Origin of the sequence: Brevundimonas alba (assembly GCF_011927945.1) — a bacterium.
Taxonomy (GTDB): Bacteria; Pseudomonadota; Alphaproteobacteria; order Caulobacterales; family Caulobacteraceae; genus Brevundimonas; species Brevundimonas alba.
In genome coordinates, this window is sequence record NZ_JAATJM010000002.1 from 348,282 (window position 1) to 360,051 (window position 11,770).

An 11,770-nucleotide genomic window follows, 5' to 3' on the forward strand; every position below is an offset into this window, starting at 1 on the left:
CACCCGGAGATGCAAGTCGGGCGCCATAGTGAACCGCAATCGTTGATTATCCCTGCATGGACGGCGCGGCCCCGCAGGTGTCGCAGATCCAGCCTCCACCGCGCTGCTGGAGCGAGAAGTCGCCGCAGGCCGGACAGGCAGTCGCTTCGTTCGCGGCCACGGCCGGCGTGGCTGGGGCCTCGCGCTTCTGTCCGAACGGCAGCACGACCAGATTGTCCGGCGCGGCTCCACGGGCAAAGCCCTTTGAGATGAAGCGGGTGGCCGGGACAGCCTCCAGCTCCTCGCCGTCGCCGCCCCCAAGCCCGTCGGCGTTCAGGCCCTCCGCGTCCGCATTGGCCAGCTCGTGACGGTCCAGATAGGAGACGCCCAGTTCGCGGAAAATGTAGTCGAGTATCGACGTCGCCGACCGAATCGAATCGTTACCCGTGACCCGCCCCGCGGGCTCGAACCGCGTGAAGACGAAGGCGTCGACGAACTCCTCCAGCGGCACGCCGTATTGCAGCCCGATCGAGATCGCGATGGCGAAATTGTTCATCAGCGAGCGGAAGGCGGCGCCTTCCTTGTGCATGTCGATAAAGATTTCGCCGAGCTCGCCGTCGTCGTACTCGCCGGTGTGGATGTAGACCTTGTGCCCGCCCACGGCGGCCTTCTGGATATAGCCCTTGCGGCGATCCGGCAGTTTGCGGCGGGTGCGTTCGCGCTCGACGACCTTCTCCACCACGCGCTCCACGGCGCGGACCTCGGGCTCTCTCTGCCGCTCGCGAGGGGCTTCAGGTTCCCGCAGATCGAGGAACCGTCCCGCCGGCGCCGCCCCTCGAATCAGGCGCACCGCGCGATGCCCGTCCCGCGCAGCGTCGCCTAGACGCCGGACGCCTTGGGCGACCGCAGCGCGCCAGTCCAGCTCGAGGGGAGCCACATCCGGCGCGGGACTGAAGGGCTGGAGCGCTTCTCGCAGTCTGGTTTCGAAGGCGACGAGGTCCGACAGGATGGGTTGCAGGGCCGCCGGCGCCCCGGACCAGTTCGTCAGATCGCCATGACCGAACGCATCTGCCTCGGCCTCCGCGATGGCTTCAGGCGTGAAGCCAAGACGGATCAGCAACCCGCCCTGCTCGTCGCCCTGCATGCCGAGGACATCCCGGATGAAGCCGGCATCCAGCACCGGCGCGCGGAAGACATCATCAAGACATTCGACCTGCGCCAGCGCCATTTCGACGCCTTCGAGTTCGATGTCGGTCAAGCCGCACGCACGAAGGGCGGCGTGATCGATCCCGCGCGCGCCCGCGAGGGTTCGCCTCCCCAGCAGGTGGCGCTCCGCCGCTTCGACATCTCCGCCAGCGGTCGCGATCGCCTTGGCCAGAGACGGCCTCAGGCGTCGGTCGACGGTGCCGTCGCCTGTCTCAAAAACGTCGGCCGCGGTGAGCGGCGTCAGGCCGAGCCGCAACTCGGCCTCAGGGTCGTTCACGAACAGACCGGCGACGGCCCCTTCGGCCGCCACAAGCTCCGCAAGGTCGGCGGCCAGCGCTTCCGCCTCCTCGAAATCGCCCGCGACCGCCAGGTCCGCGAGACCTCCGAGGCCCACGACGAGCCGGGCGCCTGGGAAGGCTTTCGACCACAGCGCAACAAGGGCGGACAGGGCCGCGCCGAACTGGTCGCCGGCCAGGGCATGGATCGCGGGCAGGGACAGCAGGACCCCAGGCGCATTCGCGGCGTCCGCAAGCGCATCCGCCGTCTCGACGTCGAAGGTCAGGATCAGATCGCCGTCCAGCCCTCCTTCGGCGGCGACCTGGGCGACCGGGGCTCCGGAAGCGACCAGATCGCGCTCGCCGATAGCGACCAGCAGCGGGAGGCAGGTTTGGGGAAGAGGCGCCACCTCGGCAGCCTCTCCCGACATAGCTCTCAGGATGTCGACGTCGGCCGCGCCCGAGCGGCGGGCGGCGATGGCCGCGCGGGCAAGGGCGGGGTTCCGCGCCGGGTCGGCGCAGTCGCCGGCGGAGCCTTCGCAGCGACTGACCGCATCGGCGACGGCCTGAAGAGCGGCGGCGGCAGATTCGACCGCGCCGGCGGCAAGCCGGAGAGAACGCCGCCGGGCGGCCTCGGCGCGCAGTTCACGAACGGCCGCGGGATCGGACAAATCCATGGGATCAGCGGCCAAGGCCAGCGGAGTGGCCGGGGTCGCGAGGCCGAGCAAGAGCGTGGCGGCGAACTCGTCAGCGGCGGCCCCTGTCAGGTTCAGGCGTGCAGCGTAACCGGCGACGGCGTCGGACAGAGGATCGTCGAGGCCGAGATCGAAACCGTTCGCCTCCGCCCAGTCCAGCCACGCCTCGGCCTGAACGTCGGGCCAGCAGTCTGGTGCTCGGACAATGACCACCCGATCCGGGCGTTCGATCTCGCGCCGGGGACGGCGGGCGACGGCGGCAGGCAGGGCGAAGCGGAACGGCGGGCGCATGCGACGGTCTCGACGGAGCTGGGACGATGCTAGCGCCTGTCGCCACATCCGCAATAAATCTGGCGTGCCGGCGCGATCTTACCCCCAAGATGTTGAGTGCGCGGCCGGATGGGTTGCGCTGGACGGAGCGCATCGAGGTTTCTATGATTGCGCCGACGTCGCAGCCTCTCGCTGCGACCCGACTGAGTGGATTCCCAACGTGCTAGGCAAGATCTTCGGCTGGACCAGCGGCGCGACCATCGGGACCTTGTTCACGATCGCCAAGCGCGGCGAGCCGGTCGGCACGGACGAGTTCGGCAACCGGTATTACCAGTCCCGCGACACAACGAGCTATGACGGCCGCCGTCGACGCTGGGTGACCTATAACGGCTACGCAGACGCCTCGAAGGTGCCGCCCGACTGGCACGGCTGGTTGCACTACACCTACGACGAGCCGCCGACCGAACATCCGCTGCCGCGCCGCGCCTGGGAAAAGGATCACCTCCCGAACCTGAGCGGCACGCCGATGGCCTGGCGTCCGCAGGGCTCGCTCGCCGCGGAAGGACAGCGACCGGCCGCGACTGGCGACTATGAGGCATGGCGTCCCGAATGAACCGCAAGGGCGCGATTCTCGGAAGCGTGACGGCCTTGGCGTTGCTGGTGTCGGGCGCGGTCGTCGCGTCGGCGCTGAACGACCTGCCGCAGGACGCCCAGCCCGTCCAGAATCCGACGGCTGACCTGAACCGCCAGCCAACGCCGCCGGTGCCTCAGGAGCCGGCGCCCGAAGCCGCTCCTGCGCCCGCCGCACCCATCGCGATCACACCACCGGCTCCAGTCGTGGTCATCGCTGAAGACGGCGCGGATGCAGACGCCGATGCTGACGAGGACGCCGACGCCAAGGCCGAGGAAAAGGCGGCGCCGGTCGCCGCGATCCCTGCGACCCCGGGTCGCCGTCAGCGTCGCCGGGTCGCGATCGTCGAGGCCGTCGACAAGGTTACGGCGGAGACGATGCGGTTCGAGGTCGAGGTCGGCGGTCGGCCGGTCCGGTTCCAGAAGACTCTGATCTTCACCGCACGCGCCTGCGAGGTCTCGGCTCCCGACGAACTGGTCGAGGATTCGATCGCCTATCTGGAAGTCAGCCTGCAGCCGCGCGGAGTCCTGCAAGCGAGCGAGCCGCGCCAGATCTTCCGCGGCTGGATGTTCGCCTCCGCCCCCGCCGTCAGCGGGCTGCAGCACCCGATCTATGACGCCTGGATCGTGGGCTGCAAGGCGTAGAACACCGCTTCGGGCCCGGTCATCGGCTCGAACAGGGCCCGGGTGTTCGGCCGCTGTGACCGCGCCGCCTTGAGCAGCTTCAGATAGGCCGCCTGCGGGGTCTCCACCGCACCAAACTGGCTCAGATGCGCGGTCAGGAACTGGGCGTCGAGCAGACGCCAGCCTCCCTTCTTCAGCCGTGCGACCAGATGCACCAGCGCGACCTTGGACGCGTCGCGCTCGCGGCTGAACATGCTCTCGCCGAAGAAGGCTCCGCCGAGGGTGACGCCGTACAGGCCGCCGACGAGGCGGTCTTCGCGCCAGCACTCGACCGAATGGGCGTGGCCGCGGGCATTGAGCTCGACGTAAAGGCGGCGGATTGGGGCGTTGATCCAGCTGTCCTCGCGGCCGGGAGCCGGAGCCGCGCAGGCGTCGAGCACCGCGTCAAACGCAGTGTCGACCCGGACCTCGAAGGCGTCGCTTCGTACCGTGCGGCGCAGACGGGTCGGGACCCGGAAACCGTCCAAGGGGATGACCCCGCGCTGTTCCGGTTCGACCAGAAAGACGCGGGGATCGTCGCGGGCCTCGCCCATAGGGAAGACGCCGGTGGCGTAGCAGTTCAGCAGTTCGTCGGGGCCGAAACCGCCGAATGGGCCGCTGGCGCTGAAGCCGGGTTCGTCCACCGGGTCTAGGCGTCGCCCTTCTGGCGCTTGGCCCACTGCTCGAGCCAGTGGATGTCGTAGTCGCCGGACAGGATGTCCGGTTCCTGCAGCAGCTTCTGGAACAGGGGGATGGTGGTGTCGATGCCGCCGACGACCATCTCGTTCAGGCTGCGCCTGAGGCGGGCGATGCACTCTTCGCGGTCGCGGCCGTGGACGATCAGCTTGCCGATCAGGCTGTCGTAATACGGCGGGATCGAATAGCCGGCGTAGATGGCGCTATCCAGCCGGACGCCCAGGCCGCCCGGGGCGTGAAAGTCGGTGATCGTGCCCGGCGACGGGGTGAAGGTCTCGGCGTTCTCGGCGTTGATCCGGCACTCGATGGCGTGGCCCTCGAAATGCACGTCGTCCTGGGTGAACGACAGCGGCAGGCCGGCGGCGATGCGGATCTGCTCCCGCACCAGATCGACGCCCGTGATCATCTCCGTCACCGGATGCTCGACCTGCAGGCGGGTGTTCATCTCGATGAAGAAGAACTCCCCGTCTTCCCAGAGGAACTCGATGGTGCCGACGCCGAGATAGCCGATCTTGCCGATGGCCTCGTTGACGGTGCGGCCGATGGCGGCGCGTTCGACGGCGGAGAGGGCGGGCGAGGGAGCCTCTTCCAGCACCTTCTGGTGGCGGCGCTGCAGCGAGCAGTCGCGTTCGCCGAGGTGGACCACGTTGCCGTGGCTGTCGGCGATGACCTGCAGTTCGATGTGGCGCGGCTTCTGGAGGTAGCGTTCCATGTAGACTGCCCCGTTGCCAAACGCCGCAAGGGCCTCGGACTGGGCCGTCTGAACGGCTTCGACGAGATCATCGGCGGTCAGGGCGACCTTCATGCCGCGACCGCCGCCGCCGGCGGCGGCCTTGACGATCAGGGGGAAGCCGATCGACTTCGAGGCCTTGATGGCTGCGTCGACCGTCTCGACTTCGCCTTTCGAGCCGGGGACGACCGGGATGCCGGCGTCCATCACCGTCTGTTTGGCGGTGATCTTGTCGCCCATGATGCGGATGTGCTCGGGCTTGGGCCCGATGAACGTCATGCCGTGCGCTTCGACGATCTCGGCGAAGCGGGCGTTCTCGGACAGGAAGCCGTAGCCGGGGTGAATGGCTTGGGCGCCCGTGATCTCGGCGGCCGCGATGATCGAGGGAATGTTCAGGTAGGACTTCGCGGCCGGGGCGGGGCCGATGCAGACGCTCTCGTCGGCCAGACGGACCCACATGGCGCCACGGTCGGCCTCGGAGTGCACGGCGACGGTGGAGATGCCCATCTCCTTGCAGGCGCGGTGAATCCGCAGGGCGATTTCGCCGCGGTTGGCGATGAGAACCTTGGTGAACATGGCTTACGCCTCGAGCAGGACGAGGGGCTCGCCGAACTCGACCGGCTGGGCGTCGCCGACCAGAACTTCCTTCACGACGCCGTCGCGGGGGGACTGGATCGGGTTCATCGTCTTCATGGCCTCGACGATCAGCAGGGTCTGGCCCTTCTTGACCTTGTCGCCCGGCGCGATGAACGGCGGAGCCTCGGGCGAGGCCTGCAGATAGGCGGTGCCGACCATCGGCGACTTCACCTCTTCGCCGGATTTGGCGACGATGGTGGCGGGATCGGACGGCATGGCGGCCGGGGCGGCGGCAGGCGCTGCGGCGGGGGCGGCCTGCGCAGCCGGGGCCGCGGCGTATTGCATGACCGGAGCGGCGACGATCTCGCGCGCCACGCGGATGCGGAGCTCGCCGCGCTCGACCTCGATCTCGGTCAGGGAGGTGTCGTTGAGGATGTCGGCCAGCTGGCGGACCAGCGTGGTGTCGATCTCGGACTCGTTCTTGAGCTTGGGCGCGGACGTCTTGGAATCGGCCATGGGAGCCTCTTGTTACCTTCTAAACCGAACGGTCGGCGGCGGTGCGGCGTTCCTGCACCAGCCGGAGAGCGGCCTTGACGGCCAGTTCGTAGCTGAACGGGCCGAAGCCCGAAACCACGCCGGCGGCGACCGGCGAAACATAGGAGCGGTGGCGGAAGCGCTCGCGCGCCGCGGGGTTGGACAGATGGCACTCGACGATGGGGATCGTCAGCGTCTTGAGGGCATCGAGGAGGGCGACAGAGGTGTGGCCGTAGCCGGCGGGGTTGATCACCAGTGCGGAGGCTTTCTCGCGGGCCTCATGGATCCAGTCGATCAGTTCGCCCTCGTGATTGGTCTGGCGGAAGACGACCGAGGCGCCATCGGCGGCCCGTTCGCACAGCGCCTGCACGTCGGCCAGCGTCTCGCGGCCGTAGATGTCGGGCTCGCGGACCCCAAGCAGGTTGAGGTTCGGGCCATTCAGGACGTAGAGGACGGAGGTTTCGGGCATTCGCTCGAGGTTATGACATCCGGCCGCGCGGATTCGGAGCGGCCTTTTAGCCGAGGCGTGACGGTAATCAAACCGCCCGCCCCAGAAGATTGACGTAACGGCATGCGTATTCAGGTCAATGGCGAGCCGCGGGACGTGGCGGCGGACACGGTTCTGGCGCTGGTCGAGGAACTGGGGCTGGACGTCCGCAAGGTGGCGGTGGAGCGCAATCTGGAGATCGTGCCGCGGTCGCTGCATGGGGCGACGGCCATCACCGACGGGGACCGGATCGAGGTGGTTCAGTTCGTGGGCGGCGGCTGATCCTCGAGGTCGCGGAGGTCGCGGCCGCGGGTCTCGCGGCCGAGGAAGGCGATCAGACTGAGAGCCAGCACGGCGACGCCGCCGACCACGGCGGCGGCGGCGGCCAGCGGGGGCGCGGCGCCGAGGACGCTGAGGCCCTGCGCCATAAGGCCGCCGAGCTTGCTGCAGCCGGCGATCCAGCCGGTGGCGCGGCCGCGGATGCGCAGGGGGTAGTTCTCGGCCGTGTAGGGCAGGATGATCGCGATCACGCCGCTGGAGCCGACGATCAGCAGGGCCAGGGCGATGACGGGGTCGGCGAGGAAGGCGACGCCCATGCCGCGCAGCAGGAGGCCGAACAGGCCCGCGGCGGTGACGCCGAGCATCAGGGCCAGGGCGCCGCGGGTGCTCCAGGCGCTGTAGAGCCAGACCGACAGCAGGATGGTGGGGGCGGCGATGATCGTGGATCTGGCGATCAGGGCCGAGGCGGCCTCGACGCTGCGGCCCTCGGCCACGAGGGCGCTGGGCAGCCAGAGCAGGATGCCGAAGTTGACGAGCCCCCAGGCGAGGGCGGCGAGGGTCAGGGCGATGGTGATGGCGAGGTGGCGGCGGTCCACCGGGGGCAGGTGGGAGTGGCTTTCCTCGACGGCGGCGACGGCGGCGACGGCCTGCACGCGGGCGCCGAAGCGGGCGAGCATGGCGCGGGCTTCCTCGCCGCGGCCGACGTGCTGGAGGAAGCGGGCCGATTCGGGGAGCAGGGGGCTGAGGGCGATCAGGATCAGGCCGGTGGGCAGGTTCAGGAACCACATGATGCGCCAGCCCCAGTCGGGCTGAAGCCAGGCGGAGAGCGAGCTGGCGGCGAAATAGCCGCCGACGGCGCCGACGCCGCCGACCAGGACGAGGGCCCAGCCGCGGTGCTTCGTCGGCATGATCTCGGCCAGCAGGGCGTAGGCGACGGGGAGCATGCCGCCGGCGGCCGCGCCCATCAGGAAGCACATGCCGACGTTCCACCAGAAGTCGGGCATGGCGCCGCAGATCGAGGTGCCGACGAACATGACGGACGACAGCAGGATCGAGGCGCGGCGGCCGTAGATGTCGGCCAGCCAGCCCCAGACGAAGGAGCCGACCACGGTGCCGCTGAGCGCGGCGAAGGGCAGGATGGCCACGGCGGCTTTCGTTAGTCCGTATTCCTCGCGCATGCCGGGGGTGACGAAGCCGAGGCTGGCGGGCTTCATGATGTCGATGATCAGGGCCAGCGCCAGCAGGCCGCACATGGCCCAGTGGGCGCGGGTCAGGGGGGCGTCCTCGGGCGGGGCGAGCACCACGAGGGCGGTCTGGTCGCCCCTGTGGGCGGGCAGGAGGCCGAAGGCGGTGAGGGCGATGCCGCCGACGATCAGGGCCATGCCCCACATCATGCCGGCGTCCATGGCCATGCCGGAGAGGTGGAAGCCCATGTCCCGGCCCATCCAGTACATGGGCAGGTGGAGGCCCACGCCGACGGTCACGACGAGACAGCCGAGCCAGAAGGCCCAGGCATGGCGCCGGTCGCCGAAGATCTTCGAGATGGTCAAGGCGCGTCCCCCGTCCGCCCCCGAGTTGCATTGGGTCGGACGCCGAGCCGTAACGCGGGTCCGTCGCACCGTCGAGGCGCCCGAAACGAAAAGTGCGGGCGAACGGGTGTGGAGGCGGCTTCGCCTCTTCGCCCCGGCGCTCGCAGGGGCTAGAGAGCGGCCATGACCACGCCTCAGGACACCTGGACCGTCGCAGGACGGACCTTCTCGAGCCGGCTGATCGTCGGCACCGGCAAATACGCGGACTATGCGCAGAACGCGGCGGCGGCCGAGGCCGCGGGAGCGGAGATCGTCACCGTGGCTCTGCGCCGGGTGAACCTGAGCGATCCGTCGCAGCCGATGCTGGTCGACCATGTGAAGCCGGACCGGTTCACCTTCCTGCCCAATACGGCCGGCTGTTTCACCGGCGAGGACGCGGTCAGGACGCTGCGGCTGGCGCGGGAAGCGGGCGGCTGGGGCCTGGTCAAGCTGGAGGTGCTGTCGGACACGGCGCACCTGTATCCGGACATGATCGAGACGCTGCGGGCGCTGGACCTGCTGGTCAAGGACGGCTTCGACGTCATGGTCTATTGCACGGACGACGTGACGATGGCGAAGCGGCTGGAGGACGCCGGGGCCGCGGCCATCATGCCAGCGGCGGCGCCGATCGGCTCGGGCCTCGGCATCCAGAACCGGGTCAACATCCGGCTGATCGTCGAACAGGCCAAGGTGCCGGTCCTGGTCGATGCGGGGGTGGGCACCGCCTCGGACGCGACCATCGCCATGGAGCTGGGCTGCGATGCGGTGCTGATGAACACGGCCATCGCGGGGGCGAAGGACCCGATCCTGATGGCGAGCGCCATGAAGCATGCGGTGATCGCGGGCCGGGAGGCCTATCTGGCGGGGCGGATGCCGCGACGGATGTATGCGAGCGCCAGCTCGCCGATGGCCGGGCTGATCTAGGCGGGTTTTATCCGGGTATAATTTGGAAAAACTGCGTCCGAAGTGTCCGTAGAGTGCGTAGAGTCCGTTGAGTGCGCTGCGTTCGCAGAGTGCGAAGCGTGCGTTTGAAGAAGTCGGCGCCTGCTGCGGCGCGGCTGGGGCTGGATTGTCAAAGATCGGCGAGCGGAAGCGAACGCCAGCATTATACGGCAGCGGGATAGCGTGCGCAGAAGATCGGGTTGGGAAAAGCCGATGTCGTTGAAGTCGCGGGGGTTTGGCGGCGCTATCCGACTATAGAAACGCGGATTGTCAACACAGCGTCACGGGCGTCCTTCTCCCCTTGAGGGAGAAGGTGGGCCGGAGGCCCGGATGAGGGGGCTGTGTCCGCGTCCGACGGCCTGGAAGGTTGGCGGCTGGCCGGGATGCATGGGTGTTTCACCCCTCATCCGACCCGCTGCGCGGGCCACCTTCTCCCTCAAGGGGAGAAGGAAGCCGCCTGCGCAAGCGATGCGCGCCCGGGGAACATCCACCCGGGTTGGCGGAATCCCCTGTGGGGGCTAGAGCATCGCTTCCTCCCGACGAGACCGATCATGCACGACATCCGCGCCATCCGTGACAATCCCGCCGCCTTCGTGAGCGGCTGGTCGTCGCGTGGAGTGGAGGATGCGCAGGCGGTCGTCGACCGGGCGCTGGAGCTGGACCGCACGTTGCGGGCCGCGCAGACGGCGGGGCAGGAGGCGCTGGCGAAGCGCAACGCGGCGTCGAAGCTGATCGGCGCGGCCATGGCGAAGAAGGACAGGGCCGAGGCCGACCGGCTGAAGGCCGAGGTCGAGAGCCTGAAGGGCGAGATCGCGGCGCAGGAAGCCGTCGAGGCCGAGGCGGGCAAGGCGCTGCGCGACCTGCTGGCGGCGCAGAAGAACCTCGCTGCAGACGATGTGCCGGAGGGCGAGGACGAAGCGGGGAACGTCGAGGTTTCGCGCTGGGGGACGCCGCGCGAGGGCGGGCCGGCCAAGGATCACGCCGATCTGGGCGAGGCGCTTGGGCTGCTGGACTTCGAGGCGGCGGCGCGGATGAGCGGCGCGCGGTTTGCGGTGCTGAAGGGCGGGCTGGCGCGGCTGGAACGGGCCGTGGGCCAGTTCATGCTGGACGTGCAGACGGTCGAGCACGGCTATCTGGAGGTCAATCCGCCGTATCTGGTCCGCGACGAGGCGATGTTCGGGACGGGGCAGTTGCCGAAGTTCGAAGAGGATCTGTTCCGGGTCGGCGAGCATCTCCTCATCCCCACCGCCGAAGTCTCCCTGACCAACCTCGTCCGGGAGCAGATCCTGCCGGAGGAGCAGATCGCCGAGCCGATGCGGCTCACCGCCCTGACGCCGTGTTTCCGGGCCGAAGCGGGGTCCGCCGGTCGTGACACCCGGGGGTTGATCCGGCAGCATCAGTTCCACAAGGTCGAGCTGGTCTCCATCACCCAGCCCGAGGACAGCGAGGCCGAGCACGAGCGTATGGTGCGCTGCGCCGAGACGGTGCTGGAGCGGCTGGGGCTGCCGTATCGCCGGATGCTGCTGTGCAAGGGCGACATGGGCTTTTCGGCGCGGAAGACCTTCGATCTGGAGGTGTGGCTGCCGTCGCAGGGGACCTATCGCGAGATCAGTTCCTGCTCCAACTGCGGGGACTTCCAGGCCCGGCGGATGGACGCGCGCTTCAAGCGGGCCGGGGAGAAGAAGACCGAGTTCGTGCACACGCTGAACGGCAGCGGGCTTGCGGTTGGTCGCACGCTTGTCGCCATCATGGAGAACTATCAGGAGCCGGACGGCCGCATCGCCGTTCCGGACGCATTGCTGCCCTACATGGGCGGCGTCACCCATGTCGGAGCCCGAGTTCCATGAAGAGCAAAGCTTTCGCCGTCCTGTCCGCCTCCACGCTGATCCTGACCCTGACCGCCTGCGCCTCGACGCCGGCGAGCGGCGGCTTCGATCCGTCCGGCACGAGCTTCACCGGCTGGGTGCGGTTCACCGGCGAGGAGTTCCAGCTGTACGCCGACCACGATCAGGTGCTGCAGCCGTTCTCGCGGCCCTGCGTGTCGGGCGCGGCGTCGCGTGACGAGATGCGTCAGGCGGCGCGGGACCTCGGCGGTCAGGAAGTGATCATCACCGGGCGCACGGCGGCCTGGTCGGCGAGCCTGCCCGGCGCCCGGATCGAGCATGAGGGATCGTCCATCCGCAACGACTGCGGCGGCGCCTTCGTGATCCTGGCCGACGACATCCGGCCCGCGAACTGAC

At 68.9% G+C, this 11,770-nt stretch carries 12 protein-coding genes; 6 read left to right on the plus strand and 6 right to left on the minus strand.

What is annotated here, in order from left to right; all coding sequences use genetic code 11:
• Positions 1-46: 46 nt before the first annotated feature.
• Positions 47-2,446, minus strand: a complete 2,400-nt coding sequence (locus GGQ87_RS12170) for a TSCPD domain-containing protein (RefSeq protein ID WP_168048134.1) — start codon at positions 2,444-2,446, stop codon at positions 47-49.
• Positions 2,447-2,645: 199 nt separating this feature from the next.
• Here GGQ87_RS12170 and GGQ87_RS12175 point away from each other — a divergent pair, with 199 nt between their 5' ends.
• Positions 2,646-3,038 (plus strand): NADH:ubiquinone oxidoreductase subunit NDUFA12, encoded by a 393-nt coding sequence (locus GGQ87_RS12175; RefSeq protein ID WP_168048136.1) that lies wholly within the window; start codon positions 2,646-2,648, stop codon positions 3,036-3,038.
• Positions 3,035-3,700 carry a DUF2155 domain-containing protein gene (locus GGQ87_RS12180; protein WP_168048138.1) on the plus strand — a complete coding sequence of 222 codons (666 nt, stop codon included), beginning with the start codon at positions 3,035-3,037 and terminating at the stop codon, positions 3,698-3,700. Before GGQ87_RS12175 ends, GGQ87_RS12180 begins: the two co-directional genes overlap by 4 nt.
• Here the strand turns inward: GGQ87_RS12180 and aat are convergent.
• Genes aat through aroQ form a run of 4 tightly spaced genes read right to left on the minus strand, consistent with a single transcriptional unit; the run spans position 3,667 to position 6,723 of the window.
• Positions 3,667-4,362 (minus strand): leucyl/phenylalanyl-tRNA--protein transferase, encoded by a 696-nt coding sequence (gene aat / locus GGQ87_RS12185; RefSeq protein ID WP_168048140.1) that lies wholly within the window; start codon positions 4,360-4,362, stop codon positions 3,667-3,669. The two genes, GGQ87_RS12180 and aat, sit on opposite strands and share 34 nt — an antisense overlap.
• Before the next feature lie 5 nt (positions 4,363-4,367).
• Positions 4,368-5,720 carry an acetyl-CoA carboxylase biotin carboxylase subunit gene (gene accC, locus GGQ87_RS12190; RefSeq protein WP_168048142.1) on the minus strand — a complete coding sequence of 451 codons (1,353 nt, stop codon included), beginning with the start codon at positions 5,718-5,720 and terminating at the stop codon, positions 4,368-4,370.
• A gap of 3 nt (positions 5,721-5,723) precedes the next feature.
• Positions 5,724-6,236, minus strand: coding sequence for an acetyl-CoA carboxylase biotin carboxyl carrier protein (accB, locus tag GGQ87_RS12195; protein ID WP_168048144.1), 513 nt, complete (start codon positions 6,234-6,236; stop codon positions 5,724-5,726).
• A gap of 19 nt (positions 6,237-6,255) precedes the next feature.
• The gene (gene aroQ / locus GGQ87_RS12200) at positions 6,256-6,723 is read right to left on the minus strand and encodes a type II 3-dehydroquinate dehydratase (protein ID WP_168048146.1); all 468 of its coding nucleotides are present in this window, start codon (positions 6,721-6,723) and stop codon (positions 6,256-6,258) included.
• A 102-nt stretch (positions 6,724-6,825) separates the two neighbouring features.
• On the opposite strand from aroQ, the gene thiS reads away from it, so the two are divergent.
• A complete protein-coding gene (gene thiS / locus GGQ87_RS12205; protein WP_168048148.1) occupies positions 6,826-7,023 on the plus strand; it encodes a sulfur carrier protein ThiS in 198 nt (65 codons plus the stop codon).
• Here thiS and GGQ87_RS12210 read toward each other — a convergent pair.
• Positions 7,002-8,570 carry an MFS transporter gene (locus tag GGQ87_RS12210; protein ID WP_245161592.1) on the minus strand — a complete coding sequence of 523 codons (1,569 nt, stop codon included), beginning with the start codon at positions 8,568-8,570 and terminating at the stop codon, positions 7,002-7,004. The genes thiS and GGQ87_RS12210 overlap by 22 nt on opposite strands.
• 162 nt (positions 8,571-8,732) lie before the next feature.
• Here GGQ87_RS12210 and GGQ87_RS12215 point away from each other — a divergent pair, with 162 nt between their 5' ends.
• From GGQ87_RS12215 to GGQ87_RS12225, 3 genes are all read left to right on the plus strand, one after another.
• Positions 8,733-9,512, plus strand: a complete 780-nt coding sequence (locus GGQ87_RS12215; RefSeq protein WP_168048150.1) for a HisA/HisF-related TIM barrel protein — start codon at positions 8,733-8,735, stop codon at positions 9,510-9,512.
• A 569-nt stretch (positions 9,513-10,081) separates the two neighbouring features.
• Entirely contained in the window at positions 10,082-11,377 is a 1,296-nt protein-coding gene (gene serS / locus GGQ87_RS12220) for a serine--tRNA ligase (RefSeq protein WP_168048152.1), read from the plus strand.
• A complete protein-coding gene (locus tag GGQ87_RS12225; RefSeq protein WP_168048154.1) occupies positions 11,374-11,769 on the plus strand; it encodes a hypothetical protein in 396 nt (131 codons plus the stop codon). The genes serS and GGQ87_RS12225 overlap by 4 nt, the downstream gene beginning before the upstream one ends.
• Position 11,770: the final 1 nt, after the last annotated feature.